Below are 15,974 nucleotides of genomic sequence, written 5' to 3'. Positions count from 1 at the left end.
CCAATCAAGAGGAGCACGATGAGCAATCCAACGCCCTACGACCGCATGATCAAGCTGCGGGAAGGCACGATCGACCGCCAGATTTTTTCCAGCAAGGAAATCTACGAAGAAGAACTGGAAAAGGTATTCACCCGCGCATGGTTGATGGTCGGGCACGAAAGCCTGGTTCCCAAGCCGGGCGACTTCTTCACCTCCAGGATGGGCGCGGAATCGGTGATCCTCACGCGTGACAAGAAGAACAAGCTGCACGTATTCCTGAACTCATGCCGTCACCGCGGCATGAAGGTCTGCCAGTACGACCACGGCAACACACAGCTGTTCACCTGTCCGTATCACAGCTGGAGTTTCACCACCGAGGGAAAGCTGTTCGGCGTGCCGCAGTACAAGGCCCTGTACGACGAGCACATGAACAAGGAAGACTGGTCCCTGATCGAGGTGCCAAAGCTGGCGACCTACAAGGGGACCGTGTGGGCCAGCTGGGACAAGGACGCGCCCGATTTCCTGACTTACCTGGGCGGGGCGAAAGAACACCTGGACCTGGCGCTGGATGCGCGCGACGGCCGCGAGGGCGGCTCGGAAGTGCTGTTCGGCGTGCACAAGTGGATCATCCCTTGCAACTGGAAATTCGCCGCCGAAAACTTCCTTGGCGACACCTATCACAATGTCAGCCACCGCTCGGTAGACCTGATCGGCATTGGCCCGAGCGCGCAAGAGGGCGTGGCCGGACGGCGCGACAATGAACTCGAGCATGCCAAGCACCTGTGGGTCAACTATGGCGCAGGTCATGGGGTGCACAGCGCCATCGTTCCTGACGAAGCCCCCATCGTCGACACTTTCAAGAACAATCCGGTGGTGCGCGAATATTTCGAATATTGCAACGCCGAGCGCAAGCGCCGGCTGGGCGACCGTGCCAAGCTGGTGCCTTTCGTCGGCACCATTTATCCGAACCTGTCGTACCACGGAAAGCAGCCGCGCACCCTGTGCCTGTGGCATCCGCATGGCCCGACCTCGACGGAAGCCTGGCGCTTCTTCCTGGTGGATGCCGATGCACCGCAGGAAGTGAAGGATTTCCTGCGCATTTATTACATGCGCTACTCGGGTCCCGCCGGCATGACCGAGCAGGACGACATGGAAAACTGGAACTACGCGACCGCCGGCAGCGTGGGCACCATCGCCAAGCGCTATCCCTACAATTACCAGCAATCGCTCGGCAAAGTGACTACCGACGGTCCGGTTGCCGGCAATGTCAGCGTGCAGGTCAGCGAGGAAAATCCGCGCCAGTTCTACCGCCGCTGGAGGGACTACATGAATGACGCCGACTGGGACACCTTGCTTGGCTTGCATGACAAGGGCCCGGCCAGCCTGGCCGACTGATGATCGACTGCTGAATCGACAAGGAATACCAATGACTGAAATCGTTCAAGACATCGCGGTCCAGATAAAGACCGCCAACGACGACACACCTTTTACCCCCCTGGCGCGCGACGATGCCTACTATCGGCTGCGCCGCGAAGCAGAGGAATTCCTGTACGACGAAGCCGAGCTGCTCGACAGCCGTCGTTTCAAGGAATGGATCGACACGCTGGCCGAAGACCTGGTGTACTTCATGCCCATGACCTTCAACGTCAAGTTCGGCGAGCACGAAAAGCGCGAATACACTCGTTATGAGCAGGAGATGAGCTGGTTCAACGAAGGCAAGTGGTCGATGAACAAGCGCGTGGAGCAGATCCTGACCGGCGTGCACTGGGCCGAGGAGCCGCTGTCGCGCCTGGCACGGGTGGTCAGCAACGTGCAAGTCACCGGCACACGCACCAACCGCGCAGGCCAGCAGGAATTTGCCGTGCGCAACGCCTTCGTGACCTACCAGAATCGCTGCGAGTACGAAGAATATCTGTTTGTCGGCAAGCGCTATGACGTGCTGCGCCGTGAAGGCGACGGTTTCAAGCTGGCCAGGCGTGAAATCCATCTCGGTCACAACGTGATGCTGGCCAAAAACCTTTCCATCTTTCTGTAAGGAGTAGGGCATGCTCAATCTTCTGGAATTGCAAGCTGGTGACTGCGTCAAGCTGAAAACCGGCGCGACCGGCGAAGTAACGGAAAACATTGGCGACGGCATCTGGGTGCAGGTGCGCTTTACCAGCGCCGACAGCGCCCATGCGGTGGGCGATGAAGAATTGGTGCACTGCGAGGAAATCAGCGGCCTGGCCGTAGCGCAATAATCTGCTGCCGCGGCAAGGAACAAAAGGGATCAAAAGGGAGCATTCCAACCCGCGCAAGCGGGGAGGGATTCCCTTTTGCTGTCGTTTGGCGGCTGCGATTGGCGGCCACGATTGGCGCTTGTCCGGCCGGAAGCTGCGCCGTCCGGCGGCAACCCGAAAAAACGATTACATCTTAACGAATAACTGATAACATCTTAACGAATTTGACGACGCAGCAGCGCCGCGCGTATCGGAGATAGAGGAAACCATGCTTGTAGTCCACGACACCCTGGTTCATGAAGGGAACGCCGCCCTGGCCAAAGATTTGCCGCTTGAGGCTGCGCGGAAATTGCTTGAAGGCGGCGCTGCGCTGCGTGTGCCGGTGACGGGCTCGGTATACGGCGTGCTGTTGAATGACCCGGCGGCATTGGCAGCCCTGGGCGAGGCGTCCAGCCAGCCGCCCTACAAGGCGCCGCCGAAGGCGCCGGTGCTCTACCTGAAGCCGCGCAACACAGTCATCGGTCACGGCGCGCCGATACCGGCGCCAGCCGGGGTTACAGAACTCAGCATGGGACCCTCGCTGGGCATCGTGATCGGGCGCACCGCCTGCCGCGTCAAGGCGGCCGATGCCGCCAGCGTCATCGCCGGCTATGTGGTGGTGAACGATGTGAGCATCCCGCATACCAGTTTCTATCGTCCTTCGGTGCGTCTGCGCGCCAGGGATGGTTTTTGCCCGGTCGGCCCCTGGGTGCGCGCCGCATCCCGTGTGGGCATCCCGGACGGTGCGCGGGTGCGCATGTGGATAGACGGTGAGCTTGCGATGGACGCCAGTCCCGCTTTCCAGCGCCCCATTGCGCGCCTGTTGGAGGACGTCACGGATTTCATGACGCTGCAGGCCGGTGACGTGCTGCTGGCCGGCCAGGCCTGGCCTTGCCCGACTGCCCGGCCAGGTCAGTTGGTGGAGATCGAAATCGATGGCGTCGGTCGCCTGTCGAACCGGATCGTTGAAGAGTCCATGCTTGTGGGAGAAGGGAAATGAGGTTCGCACGCGTCGCTTATTCAGGCGGTATCCACACCGCGACGCCGGCTGGCGAAGGCCGTATCCAGCTTGAGGATGGCCGTCTGCTGGACGAAGACCAGGTGGTGTGGCTGCCACCGGTGGAACTGGGCACCGTGATTGCGCTGGGCCTTAACTATGCCGACCATGCCAAGGAACTGAGCTTCGCTGCCCAGGATGAGCCGCTGGTGTTTTTCAAGGGGCCGGGCGCCGTGATCGGGCATCGCGGCCAGACCCGCCGTCCGGGCGATGCGGCTTTCATGCACTACGAGTGTGAACTGGCCGTGATCATCGGCCGCGCCGGCCGCAACATCAGCCGCGACGCCGCGATGGACCATGTAATCGGCTACTCGGTGGCGAACGACTATGCCATCCGCGACTACCTCGAAAACTGGTACCGACCGAATTTCCGCGTCAAGAACCGCGATACCTGCACCGCGCTCGGTCCCTGGCTGGTGGAAGCGGCCGACGTGCCCGATCCCGCCAATCTTGCGCTGCGCACGACCGTCAACGGCAAACAGACGCAGAGCGGCAATACCCGTGACCTGGTGTTCTCGATCCCGGTGCTGATCGAATACCTGAGCAGCTTCATGACGCTGTCGGTCGGGGACGTTATCCTGACCGGCACTCCGGAAGGCGTGGTCGATGTGCAGCCGGGTGATGAAGTCGTGACCGAAATCGAAGGCGTAGGCAGGCTGGTGAATTATCTGGTGGCTGACGACGTTTTCGGCCGCTGAACACCTCGGTAACCCGCAACAGAGAGAACAGTATGCGAATCGAACATTTGATAGACGGCCGCAAGGTCGAAAGCCGTGAGTATTTCGAGACCACCAACCCGGCCAACCAGGAAGTGCTGGCCGAGGTCGCGCGCGGCGGCGCCGAGGAAGTCAACCAGGCGGTGGCCGCGGCCAAGGCTGCTTTCCCTGGCTGGGCAGCCCGTCCTGCTCCCGAGCGCGCGAAGATCATGCACAAGCTGGGCGACCTGATCGCGAAAAACGTGCCCGAGATCGCCGACTGGGAAACGCGCGACACCGGACAGGTGATTTCCCAGACCGGCAAGCAGCTGGTGCCGCGCGCTGCCGACAATTTCCATTATTTTGCCGAGATGTGTACCCGCACTGACGGCCACACTTACCCGACGCCCACCCATCTCAATTACACGCTGTTCCATCCGGTGGGCGTGTGCGCGCTGATTTCCCCGTGGAACGTGCCGTTCTTGACGGCGACGTGGAAGACGGCGCCCTGCCTGGCTTGCGGCAATACCGCAGTACTGAAGATGAGCGAATTGTCGCCGATCACGGCCAGCCGCCTGGGTGAGCTGGCGCTGGAAGCCGGCGTGCCCGCCGGTGTGCTCAATCTCGTGCATGGCTATGGCACACAAACCGGCGAGCCGCTGGTCGCGCATCCTGACGTGCGCGTGATTTCCTTCACCGGATCGACGGCGACCGGCAACCGCATCGTCAAGTCTGCCGGCCTGAAGAAATTTTCGATGGAGCTTGGCGGCAAAAGTCCCTTCGTGATTTTCGAGGATGCGGATCTCGACCGCGCGCTGGACGCGGCTGTCTTCATGATCTTTTCCAACAATGGCGAGCGTTGCACTGCCGGCAGCCGGATCCTGGTGCAGCAATCCATTTATGCGGATTTCGCCAGCCGCTTTGCCGAGCGCGCCAAACGTATTTCCGTGGGCGACCCGCTGGAGGAGTCCACCATCGTGGGTCCCATGATCAGCCAGGCCCACCTGGCCAAGGTGCGCAGCTACATCGAACTTGGTCCCAAGGAGGGCGCGACCATGCTGTGCGGCGGCCTTGGCACGCCGGACCTGCCGCCACACCTGGCCAAGGGCAATTTCGTGTTGCCGACGGTGTTTGCCGACGTCGACAACCGCATGAAGATCGCGCAGGACGAGATTTTTGGCCCGGTCGCCTGCCTGATTCCTTTCAAGGATGAAGCCGACGCCATCCGCATCAGCAATGACATCGCCTATGGCTTGTCGAGCTATGTGTGGACCGAGAGCATCGGCCGCGCCCACCGTGTTGCCGCAGCGGTGGAGGCGGGCATGTGCTTTGTCAACAGCCAGAACGTGCGCGACCTGCGCCAGCCATTCGGCGGCACCAAGGCCAGCGGCACCGGCCGTGAAGGCGGCACCTGGAGCTACGAAGTTTTCCTGGAGCCGAAAAACGTGGCCGTATCGCTCGGCTCCCACCATATCCCGCACTGGGGCGTGTAAGCCCGGAACCGATTAAAGGAGAGCAAGTTGGGACAACTGGCACTGGCTGCAAAGATTACCCACGTACCGTCGCTGTACCTGTCCGAGCTGGACGGCCCGCACAAGGGCTGCCGCCAGGCGGCGATCGATGGCCACCATGAAATTGCCCGCCGCTGCCGCGCGCTTGGCGTGGACACGATCGTCGTGTTCGACACGCACTGGCTGGTGAATTCCGGTTACCACATCAACAATGCGGCGCACTTCAAGGGCGTCTACACCAGCAACGAACTGCCGCATTTCATCAAGAACATGCCCTACGAGTACGACGGCAATCCGGCGCTGGGCCAGTTGCTGGCCGACGCCGCCACCGAGGCCGGCGTACATACACGGGCGCACGCCGACACCACGTTGAGCCTGGAGTACGGCACCCTGGTGCCGATGCGCTACATGAACAGCGACCGCCGTTTCAAGGTGGTGTCGGTGTCGGCCTTCTGCACCGTGCACAACCTGCAAGACAGCGCCCGCCTGGGTCGCGCCATGCGTGAAGCGGTGGAAAAAAATTATGACGGCCGGGTGGCGTTCTTCGCCAGCGGCTCGCTGTCGCATCGTTTCGCGCAGAACGGCGTTGCCGACCAATACATGAACCGCAACTGGAGCCCTTTCCTGGAAGAACTGGACCACCATGTGGTGGGCATGTGGCAGCGCGCCGAATGGGCGCAATTCACAGCCATGTTGCCGGAATACGCCGAGAAGGCGCACGGTGAAGGCTTCATGCATGACACCGCCATGCTGCTGGGCGCCCTGGGCTGGGATCGCTACGACCAGCCGGCGGAAATCGTCACGCCATATTTTCCCAGTTCCGGCACCGGGCAGATCAACGCCGTGTTCCCGGTCACGCCGCTCAAGTCCCAGGAGTCCTGACATGCTCGACAAGAAAATCATTGAAGCGCTGGCCGACGAATTGCGCGCAGCACGCCAGCAAGGCGTACAGGTCCGGCATCTGTCCAAGCGCTATCCCGAAATGAGCATCGAGGATGGCTATGCGATCCAGCGCGCCTGGGTGGCCAAAGAGTTGGCGGCAGGACGGCACATTCGCGGGCGCAAGATCGGCCTGACTTCGCGCGCCATGCAGCTGTCGAGCCAGATCGACGAACCCGATTACGCGCCATTGATGGACGACATGTTCTTCGAGTCGGGCGGCGATATTCCGATGTCGCGTTTCATCGCACCGCGCATTGAAGTCGAATTGGCTTTCGTGCTGGGCCGCGGCCTGCGCGGACCGGGCATCACGCTGTTCGATGTGCTCAAGGCGACCGACTACGTGAGCCCGGCAATCGAGATCATCGATGCCCGCATCGAGCAATTCGACCGCGACACCAAGGCGCCGCGCAAGGTGTTCGACACCATCTCCGACTTTGCCGCCAATGCCGGCATCGTGCTGGGCGGCCGGCCAGTGCGTCCTGACGATGTGGACCTGCGCTGGATCGGCGCCATGCTGTTCAAGAATGGCGTGATCGAAGAAACCGGCCTGGCCGCCGGCGTGCTCGGTCATCCCGGCAATGGCGTGGCCTGGCTGGCCAACAAGATCGCGCCGTGGGATGAAGAACTCAATCCGGGCGATATCGTGCTGGCCGGTTCATTTACCCGTCCTGTCGGTGGCGCGCTTGGCGACACCTTCAGTGCCGACTACGGCCCGCTGGGCGTGGTCAGTTTCCGTTTCGCCTGACAAGGCTGCCCATCATGAAAATTCCTCAAAATACATTCCGCGACGCCTTGCGCGCCGGTGCCGACCAGATCGGCCTGTGGGTCGGCCTGGCCGACGCCAATGCTGCCGAGGCGCTGGCTGGCGTCGGCTTCGACTGGCTGCTGCTGGACGGCGAACATGCCCCCAATGACCCGCGCAGCATCCTCGAGCAATTGCGCGCAGTGGCGCCCTATGCGGTGCATCCGGTGGTGCGGCCGGTGCGCGCGGACGTGGCGCTGGTCAAGCAATACCTGGACATCGGCGCCCAAAGCTTGCTGATACCGATGATCGACAACGCCGCCCAAGCCGCAGAAATGGTGTCGGCCATGCGCTATCCGCCGCAGGGCATACGCGGCGTGGGCGCGGCGCTGGCGCGCGCCTCGCGCTGGAACCAGGTCGACAACTACATCGAAGAGGCCAACGGCCAGATGTGCCTGCTGGTACAGGCCGAGTCGGCCGAGTCGCTGCGCAACCTGGATGCGATTGCCCGTGTCGAGGGTGTGGACGGCGTGTTCTTCGGTCCGGCCGACCTCGCCGCTTCGCTGGGATTGCGGGGCAAGCCCGGGCATCCCGACGTACAGCAAGCCATTCTCGATGGCATCCGTACCGTGAAAGCGGCGGGCAAGGCGGCCGGCGTGCTGACTGCCGACCAGGCCCTGGCCCGACGTTACCTGGAGGCTGGCGCGCAATTCGTTGCCGTCGGCGTCGACACCACTTTGCTCGTCCAGGCTGCTGCCAGCCTGGCCGGCCAATTCGCTGCAGGAAAGACCAAAGCCCCCGAAACAGGCGGCGGGTATTGAACCCGGTCTTTTGTCTTTAATTTTTATCCAAATCCCAAGGAGACCCCACATGAAATTGAATATCACTCGCATGCTTGCCGTAGCGGCAGCCAGCACCGCCGTACTCGGCGCCATGATGCTGCCGGCGCGCGATGCGCTGGCCCAGCAGTATCCCGACAAGCCGGTCAAGCTGATCGTCGGCTTTCCTCCGGGCGGCACCAATGACATCCTGGCCCGTATCTTCTCCGTCAAGTTGCAGGAGAAATTGAAGCAGTCTTTCGTGGTGGAAAACAAGCCAGGCGCCGCTTCGATCATCGCTGCCGAATACTCGGCAAAAGCCAAGGCGGACGGCTACACGTTGTTCGTTGCTTCCAGCGGCGCACTCACCATCAACCCGTCGCTGTACAGCCGCCTTCCGTATGATCCCGTGCGGGATTTCGAGCCGATCGCCGTGCTGGGTTCGTTCCCGCTGGTGGTGACGGTCCACGCCGACTCCCCCTACAAAAACATCAAGGACCTGATCGACGCTGCCAAAAAACCGGGTGCACGCACGCTGGACCACGCGGTCGGTTCTTCCACCTTCCAGCTGGCCGCCGAGCTGTTTGCACGTGAATCAGGCTTCAAGCTGAGCCATGTGCCGTACAAGGGGTCCGGCCCGGCCGTCATGTCGGTACTGTCCGGCGAAACACAGTTCTCGGTGTCCGACATCAGCGCTGTACTGTCGCAGATCAAGGGCGGCAAGCTGCGCGGCCTGGCAGTGACAACGCCGACCCGTTCGTCAACGCTGCCGGATGTGCCGACCCTGTCCGAAACCGTCATCCCCGGCTATGACGCCACCATCTTCACCGGCCTGGTTGCGCCCAAGGGCACACCGCCAGCAGTGATTGCCGCCGTCAGGGCCGCATTGAAAGAGATCCTCGACGACAAGGATGTCGTGCGCCAGATCGAACGCCTGGGCATGGCGCCGGGCAATACCGACACCGCAGCATTTGCCAAGCGCATCAGCAGCGATATCGCCAAGTGGTCCGCGCTGGCCAAATCGGCCAACATCAAGGCCGAATAAGGAGACTGGCATGCCGCAAGCCACGCCACCCAGGCCGGTCACGATCGTCACCGGCGGAACCTTCGGCCTGGGCCAGGATATCGTCGTTGAACTGGCCCGTCGCGGCCACGCGGTGGTCGCCTTCGGCCTGGCTGGCAGGCAAGTGTCCAGTACCGCCAGCGGCACGGAAGGATTGCAGCAGGCGCTGGACGAAGCCGGGCTTGAGGCCGACATCCTGGAGGCGGATGTGTCCCTGGCTGCTGATGTCGAGCGGGTGGTCAGCCACACGCTGGCGCGCCACGGACGCATCGACGGCCTGGTCAACAATGCAGCGATTGGCCCCCTGGGCACGGTGCTGAGCACTGCCGAAGATGTGTTCGAGCGGATCATGGCTGTCAACGTCAGGGGCGTCTACCTGGCGTGCCGGCAGGTCATACCGCACATGGCGCGCCAGGGCGGCGGCGCGATCGTCAATGTCGGCTCGGGCGCCGGCTACGGCAAGCCGAACATGGCGGCCTATGCCGCCAGCAAGGGCGCCTTGCTGGCCCTGAGCACGGCCATGGCCTACGACCACTTCCATCAGCACGTCCGCGTCAACGTCGCCATTCCGGGCGGCGGCGGCATCATCTCCGGCATGAGCGTGGGCCGCTTCAATGGCGTGCTGGAAGACTTCAAGAATCGTGACTATCCGGGCACTGCGGCCGGCTTCCCGCTCAACGGTACCGAATTCGCGCGCACCATCGCCTTCCTCCTTTCCGACGAGGCAAGGACCATTTCAGGAACCGTGGTGGACGTTGGCTGTTTCGCCAACCAGGGCGGCCCCGTGCCGCCAAAACCTGCGGCGCGCAACTGAGCTGCAGCCAGGACCGGACAAGGGGCCAAGGCGCGCTGGCCGGCATCAAACATAAGCGAAGAGGCTCCCTGGCTTGGCCAGGGTGACTCTCAAATTCATCGGCTGGAGACTTGAAGCATGAAGATGGACCTGGAAGCATCCGTACTGGTCGTGGGCGGCGGGCCAATTGGCCTGACAGTGGCAATGGACCTGGCCATGCGCGGCGTCGACGTGATCCTGGTCGAGACGCGGCATCGCGGCGAAGCACCTTCACCCAAGTGCAACCATACGTCGGCCCGGTCGATGGAAATTTTCCGTCGCCTGGGCGTGGCCGGCAAGCTGCGCAATACCGGTTTGCCTGAAGACTATCCGCATTCGATTTCCTATCGCACCAGCGCAACCGGGGTTGAACTCACCCGCATTCCGATCCCCAGCCGCAAGGACCGCTTTACCGCCACCGACGGACCGGATTGCGGCTGGCCCACGGCCGAGCCACCGCACCGCATCAACCAGATCTTCCTGGAGCCGGTGCTGTTCGAGCATGCTGCTTCCTTCGGTAATGTGCGCATCCTGAACCGCACCGCGATCGAAGAATTCACGCAGGACAGCGAGCAGGTGACAGCCAGGGCGCGCAACCTGGACGACGACAGCAGCTTCGAAATCCGCGCCAGGTACATGGTCGGTTGCGACGGCGGCAGGTCCATGGTGCGCAAGGAAATCGGCGCCAAACTGGAAGGCGACGCCGTGATCCAGCGCGTGCAGTCGACCTACATCCGCGCCCCAAAACTGCTGTCGATGATGAAGGAAGGCCCGGCCTGGGCGACCTTCTCGCTGAACCCGCGGCGCTGCGGCAACATGTATGCCATTGACGGCATCGAGCGCTGGCTGATCCACAACTACCTGCGCGACGATGAGGCGGATTTCGATTCGGTGGACCGCGACAAATGCATCCGCGAGATCTTGGGCGTCGGTCCGGAGTTTGAATACGAAGTGCTCAGCAATGAAGACTGGTACGGCCGCCGGCTGGTGGCGGACCGCTTCCGCCAGGGGCGCGTGTTCATCGCCGGCGATGCAGCCCACCTGTGGGTGCCGTATGCCGGTTACGGCATGAATGCCGGCATTGCCGACGCCACCAACCTGACCTGGTTGCTGGCGGCCCACCTCAATGGCTGGGCGCCGGCATCCATCCTGGACGCCTACGAGCGCGAACGCCAGCCGATTACCCAGCAAGTGTCCTATTTCGTGATGGATCACTGCATTGCGATGGCCAAGCAGCGCGGCGGCGTACCCGCCAACATTGAAGCGCCAGGACCGGACGGCGAAGCCGCACGCCGTCAGCAGGGCCAGCAAGCCTATGAGCTCAATGTGCAGCAATATGCCTGTGCCGGCCTGAATTTCGGCTACTTCTATGACAAGTCGCCGATCATTGCCTATGACGGTGAGAAGCAACCGGCCTACAGCATGGCCGGTTTCACGCCATCGACCGTGCCCGGCTGCCGAGTGCCACACCTGTGGCTGCGCGATGGGCGCTCGCTGTACGACGCGATGGGCATGGGCTATGCGCTGCTGCGCTTTGATCCGGCCGTGCCGGTCGACGCGCTGCTGGAAGCGGCTGCCGAGCGCGGCGTTCCCCTGGTCCTGCTGGATATTGATCCCAAAGAGGCCGATGCGGCATACGACCGCAAGCTGGTGCTGGCGCGACCGGACCAGCACATCGCCTGGCGCGGTGATGCCGTGCCGGCCGATTCGCTGGCGCTGGTTGACCTGATCCGTGGGGCGGCAAGTGCCTGAGTGGTGGGCGGGCCAGGTCCAGGCCGGCCCGCTGGATGAGAAATACCTGCACGACTGGTCCGGGACCCGCTACGGCACGCCGGCTGGCCTGGCCCGCCCAGCCAGCACGCAGGAAGTCGCCAGCCTGGTGGCTGACTGCCAGCGCGCCAGGCAGGCGCTGGCGGTGCAGGGCGGGCGCACCGGGGTATCGGGCGGCGCCGCGCCGGGCGACAGTGAGGTGGTGCTGTCGCTGGAGCGGCTGGACCAGGTTGAGGAATTCGACCGTCGCGCCGGCATTGTCGTTGCCGGCGCCGGCGTCATCCTGGCCGACCTGCAAACGATGGTGGAGGCCGAGGGCTGGATGTTCCCGATCGACCTCGGCTCGCGCGGCTCCTGCCAGCTTGGCGGCAATGCCGCTACCAATGCCGGCGGCTGCCGTGTGGTCAAGTACGGCAATACCCGCGACGTCATCCTCGGCCTGGAGGCGGTGCTGGCCGATGGCAGCGTGATCGGGCCGCCCAACAAGCTGGTGAAAAACAATTCCGGCTATTCGCTCAGCCAGCTCCTGGTGGGTAGCGAAGGCACGCTTGGCATCATTACCCGGCTGGCATTGAAGCTGGTCCCAAAGCCGGCTGCGCGTCGCAGCTTCCTGCTGGCGCTGGCGCCCGACGCCGGCCTGCAAACCGTGCTGCAACGTTGCAAATTCGGACTTGGCGGCGCTCTTTCTGCGGCAGAAGCGATGTGGCCGGACTTCATTGAAGGTGTTGTTGCGGCGCGCGGCGCCGGACGTGCGCTGCCGGCCTCCTTCGCCGGTCGTCCGGCCCTGCTGGTCGAGGTGGAAGGCGAGAGCCACGACGTGCTGGCACGCCTGACCGAGGATTTCGCCAGCGAGCTGATGGAGCAGGGCCTGGTGCTGGACGCCATCCTGCCGGCTTCCGAGCGTGATGCCCAGCAACTGTGGATGTTGCGCGAATCGATTCCCGAATTGCAGGCGCCGATCCGTCCTTATGTGGGCTTCGACCTTGGCATGGATCCGGCCGGCTACGAATCGTTCGTGCTGTTGGCCAAGGCGCAGTTGCAGAAGGACTTGCCGGCAGTGAAGTCCTATTTTTTTGGCCATGTCGGCGACGGCAACTTGCACGCACTGGTCGGCCCTTGCCGCAGCCCGGAAGAGATGCAACTTGCCGAACAGGCCTTGTACCGGCATTTGAAACCACTGGAAACCTGCGTCACCGCCGAGCACGGCGTGGGGCGAAAGAAAAAATCCTACCTTGCCTCGTCACGTTCGGCGCCCGACATCGCCGCGATGAAAGCCATCAAGCATTCGCTCGACCCGCTCGGGATACTGAACCCCGGCCGGATTTTTTGAATCACCCAAAAAAACATAAACTGGAAGAGACACCATGAACGAGAAAAAGCAAAGCAAGCGCACCTTCATCCTGGCCGCCGGATTGATGCTGGCCTCGACCCTGGCCGCCGCCCAGGGCGCCTATCCGGAAAAACCGATCACCCTGGTTGTGCCATTCCCGCCTGGCGCATCGGCCGACGGCATCGCACGCATCATCGGCAAGAAGCTGTCGGCCAGTTTGGGCAAGCCAGTCATCGTAGAGAACAAGCCCGGAGCTGGTGGAGCGACGGCGCTGATCAGGATCATCAATGCAGCGCCGGACGGTTACACCATCGCCATGGGTGCCACAGGCGCAATCGCCATTAACCCGAACCTGCCGGGCAACGCCAGTTTCGATCCCCAGAAACAATTGAGGCCGCTGGCAAAAGTCGCCGACATACCGCTGGTGTTTGTGGCCGCGCCAGGCAGCGGCATCAATACCGTGCAGGATGTGCTGAAGCAGGCAAGAACCGGCAATGGCCTCTCCTGCGGAAACTCCGGACAGTACACGGCCCAACACCTTTCGGTTGAACTGCTGGCCTCCAGCACCAGGACGCCCATCACGCCGGTGCCCTACCGCGGCAGTGCACCAGCGCTGACCGATGTACTGGGCGGGCAGGTCAGCGTGGCCGTGGTCGACCTGACGTCCGCTGCGCCGCATATCAAGGCAGGCAAGGTGAAAGCCGTTGCCGTTACCAGTGCCAACCGGAGCAAACTTGCGGCGGATATTCCAACCGTGGCTGAATCCGGCGTGCCAGGTTACGCGGCGCCTGCGTGGATGGGAATTTTTGCCAATGCAAAGATCCCCGCGCCCATATTCGATCGGCTGGCCAATGAATTGAAAGCCGTCAGCGCCGACCCCGAGGTGCAGCAACAAATCCTGGCCCTGTCCGCCGAGCCTTCCTACCTGGGTCCGCAAGAGTTCGCCCAATATATTGCGGCCGAGTCCAGCAAGTGGGCCGCCGTGATCGCGACCATGCCGGCTCGCGCGAAATAAGCCCTGTCACCCTGCAAGGAATAAAAACATGAGTATCACTGGCGGCCAGCTATTGGTAAACAGCCTCATCGAGCACGGCGTGAAGGACATCTTCATGATCCCCGGTATCCAGCTGGACTGGGCCGTGGAAGCGCTGCGCCAGGCCGGCGACAAGGTCAATCTGTTCGTGCCGCGGCATGAGCAGAGCACCACCTACATGGCGGACGGCTACTACCGCGCCTCGGGCAAATTCGGCACTGCCATGGTGGTGCCCGGCCCGGGCGCGCTCAATGCCGGCGCGGGACTGGCCACCGCCTATTCCGCCAACTCGAAAGTACTGTTCATCACGCCGCAAATCTGCTCGGCCGGCCTCGGCCGCGGCTATGGCTTGCTGCATGAAATCAAGGACCAGACCGGTTACCTACGCGGCCTCACGAAGTGGAGCACCCTGGTGCAATCGGCGGCGGCAATCCCCGGCGCCATCGGCTCTGCGGTCGCCGCCATGCAGCACGGGCGGGGGCGTCCGGTGGGTGTGGAAATCCCGCATGATTTCCTCAATACCAGGGTCGAGCAAGCACTGCCGGCAGCCGGCGAACAAGAGGCCCTGCCAGGCTTGGACCGCAACGCGCTCGATGCCGCTGCCCGGCTGCTGGACCAGGCGCGTTTTCCGGTCATCTATATCGGCGGCGGCGTGGTGGCGGCCGACACCGGTCTGGCCGTGATGGCGCTGGCAGAGCGTATCGGCGCACCGGTGGTGATGAGCGACAATGCGCGCGGCGCAGTCAGCGACCGTCACCCATTGGCCATGCACGCGCTCGCCGGGCGCGCCGTGTTCGAGCACGCCGATGTCGTGCTGGTCGCTGGCAGCCGCTTCATCGATTCCCTGTTTCCTACGCAATCCTGGCCAGGCGCAGGCATTCGCACCATCCACCTGAACATCGACCGCGACGACTTGTCGCCACCGCGCCAACCGGAAGTGGCTTTGCTGGGTGACGTTGGCGATGGATTGCGCGAGCTGACATCCCGGGTGGCCAAGCGCAGTGCGCTATCGCTGGCCGAGGCGCAAAGCGTGAAGGATTGGGCGCAGTTGCAGATCGACGCGGTATCGCCGCAAGCGGCCTACGTTGCGGAAATGCGGGCGGCCTTGCCGGAAGACGGCATTTTCGTCAATGAACTGACCCAGGTCGGCTACCTTGCGCGCATCGCGTTCCCGCTCTACCAATCGCGCACTTATATCGGGCCCGGCTACCAGGGTGCGCTGGGCTACGGTTTCCCGACCGCGCTTGGTGCAGCGGTAGCGGCAGGCGGGCGCCGGGTACTGTCGATTACCGGCGACGGCGGCTTTGGCTGGAACCTCCAGGAACTGGCCACCGCAAAACGCTATCGCCTGCCGGTCACGGTGGTGGTTTTCAACGACGGCTACTACGGCAATGTGCGCGCGATCCAGAAACGGGAGTTCGGGGCCGAGGTGGCCGTTGAATTGGCCAACCCGGATTTCCTGTTGCTCGGCAAGGCGTTTGGCGTGCCTGCCGTTTCAGTCGACTCGCCTGCCGGGCTCGGTGCAGCAATCAAGGCCTCGCTTGCCGAGCCCGGACCCGTCCTGATCGAGGTCAAGCTTGGCGAAATGCCCAGCCCCTGGCATTTGCTGCGCCTCTTGCCGATGAAAGGCGCCGTCGGCCCGGCAGCTCCGGCCAATCCATTGAAGCGTTGAGTTGATGATGCAGGTATTCAAAACAAATGCGTACAGGGCAGAAAGCCCTGCCAGGAACACCGTTTTCCATCGAAAGATAGCCTGGCATGGCATCGGCTGGACAACCCGCGCGATTGTGGAATGCCACACTTGACCATCCTAAGTTAGCTCAATACTATGGGCGACCTTTTGTATAACAACGACGGAGACAAAATGCTTCAGAAATTGATCGGCGCCTTCCTGGCTTTGGCCACGTTTAGTCAGGCGGCATTGGCTGCCCCTGACCCATGGCC

Annotated in this window: 15 protein-coding genes; all 15 read left to right on the top strand. The window is 62.8% G+C overall.

Annotated features, from left to right (window positions below):
- The first annotated feature begins 18 nt into the window (after window positions 1-18).
- The 15 genes from Q7T64_RS17395 (at window position 19) to Q7T64_RS17325 (ending at window position 15,702) form a co-directional block, all read left to right on the top strand.
- Window positions 19-1,374: an aromatic ring-hydroxylating dioxygenase subunit alpha gene (locus Q7T64_RS17395; protein WP_304798392.1), complete on the top strand. Its 1,356-nt coding sequence runs from the start codon at window positions 19-21 to the stop codon at window positions 1,372-1,374.
- 31 nt (window positions 1,375-1,405) lie between these two features.
- Entirely contained in the window at window positions 1,406-2,014 is a 609-nt protein-coding gene (locus tag Q7T64_RS17390; protein WP_304798389.1) for a 3-phenylpropionate/cinnamic acid dioxygenase subunit beta, read from the top strand.
- Between the two features lie 10 nt (window positions 2,015-2,024).
- A complete protein-coding gene (locus Q7T64_RS17385; RefSeq protein WP_304798385.1) occupies window positions 2,025-2,219 on the top strand; it encodes a hypothetical protein in 195 nt (64 codons plus the stop codon).
- Window positions 2,220-2,466: 247 nt separating this feature from the next.
- Window positions 2,467-3,237 (top strand): fumarylacetoacetate hydrolase family protein, encoded by a 771-nt coding sequence (locus Q7T64_RS17380; protein ID WP_304798382.1) that lies wholly within the window; start codon window positions 2,467-2,469, stop codon window positions 3,235-3,237.
- Window positions 3,234-3,992 (top strand): fumarylacetoacetate hydrolase family protein, encoded by a 759-nt coding sequence (locus Q7T64_RS17375; protein WP_304798380.1) that lies wholly within the window; start codon window positions 3,234-3,236, stop codon window positions 3,990-3,992. Before Q7T64_RS17380 ends, Q7T64_RS17375 begins: the two co-directional genes overlap by 4 nt.
- Before the next feature lie 32 nt (window positions 3,993-4,024).
- Window positions 4,025-5,482: a 5-carboxymethyl-2-hydroxymuconate semialdehyde dehydrogenase gene (hpaE, locus tag Q7T64_RS17370; protein WP_304798378.1), complete on the top strand. Its 1,458-nt coding sequence runs from the start codon at window positions 4,025-4,027 to the stop codon at window positions 5,480-5,482.
- A gap of 27 nt (window positions 5,483-5,509) precedes the next feature.
- Entirely contained in the window at window positions 5,510-6,382 is an 873-nt protein-coding gene (gene hpaD / locus Q7T64_RS17365; protein ID WP_304798373.1) for a 3,4-dihydroxyphenylacetate 2,3-dioxygenase, read from the top strand.
- Between the two features lies 1 nt (window position 6,383).
- A complete protein-coding gene (hpaH, locus tag Q7T64_RS17360) occupies window positions 6,384-7,187 on the top strand; it encodes a 2-oxo-hept-4-ene-1,7-dioate hydratase (protein ID WP_304798370.1) in 804 nt (267 codons plus the stop codon).
- Between the two features lie 14 nt (window positions 7,188-7,201).
- Window positions 7,202-8,005 carry a 4-hydroxy-2-oxoheptanedioate aldolase gene (gene hpaI, locus Q7T64_RS17355; RefSeq protein ID WP_304798367.1) on the top strand — a complete coding sequence of 268 codons (804 nt, stop codon included), beginning with the start codon at window positions 7,202-7,204 and terminating at the stop codon, window positions 8,003-8,005.
- A gap of 49 nt (window positions 8,006-8,054) precedes the next feature.
- Complete coding sequence (locus Q7T64_RS17350; RefSeq protein WP_304798363.1) at window positions 8,055-9,047, top strand: tripartite tricarboxylate transporter substrate binding protein; 993 nt, start codon at window positions 8,055-8,057, stop codon at window positions 9,045-9,047.
- Window positions 9,048-9,057: 10 nt separating this feature from the next.
- Window positions 9,058-9,879, top strand: coding sequence for an SDR family NAD(P)-dependent oxidoreductase (locus Q7T64_RS17345; protein ID WP_304798359.1), 822 nt, complete (start codon window positions 9,058-9,060; stop codon window positions 9,877-9,879).
- A 117-nt stretch (window positions 9,880-9,996) separates the two neighbouring features.
- Complete coding sequence (locus Q7T64_RS17340; protein WP_304798356.1) at window positions 9,997-11,649, top strand: FAD-dependent oxidoreductase; 1,653 nt, start codon at window positions 9,997-9,999, stop codon at window positions 11,647-11,649.
- Window positions 11,642-12,997 (top strand): FAD-binding oxidoreductase, encoded by a 1,356-nt coding sequence (locus Q7T64_RS17335; protein WP_304798352.1) that lies wholly within the window; start codon window positions 11,642-11,644, stop codon window positions 12,995-12,997. The genes Q7T64_RS17340 and Q7T64_RS17335 overlap by 8 nt, the downstream gene beginning before the upstream one ends.
- A 34-nt stretch (window positions 12,998-13,031) precedes the next feature.
- Complete coding sequence (locus Q7T64_RS17330; RefSeq protein WP_304798349.1) at window positions 13,032-14,012, top strand: tripartite tricarboxylate transporter substrate binding protein; 981 nt, start codon at window positions 13,032-13,034, stop codon at window positions 14,010-14,012.
- Window positions 14,013-14,040: 28 nt separating this feature from the next.
- The gene (locus tag Q7T64_RS17325) at window positions 14,041-15,702 is read left to right on the top strand and encodes a thiamine pyrophosphate-dependent enzyme (protein ID WP_304798346.1); all 1,662 of its coding nucleotides are present in this window, start codon (window positions 14,041-14,043) and stop codon (window positions 15,700-15,702) included.
- Window positions 15,703-15,974 lie beyond the last annotated feature (272 nt).

This window comes from Lacisediminimonas sp., assembly GCF_030645335.1.
Taxonomy (GTDB): domain Bacteria; phylum Pseudomonadota; class Gammaproteobacteria; order Burkholderiales; family Burkholderiaceae_D; genus Lacisediminimonas.
The sequence above is the reverse complement of the archived record's forward strand: the minus strand, read 5'-3'. Positions and strand labels throughout refer to the sequence as shown.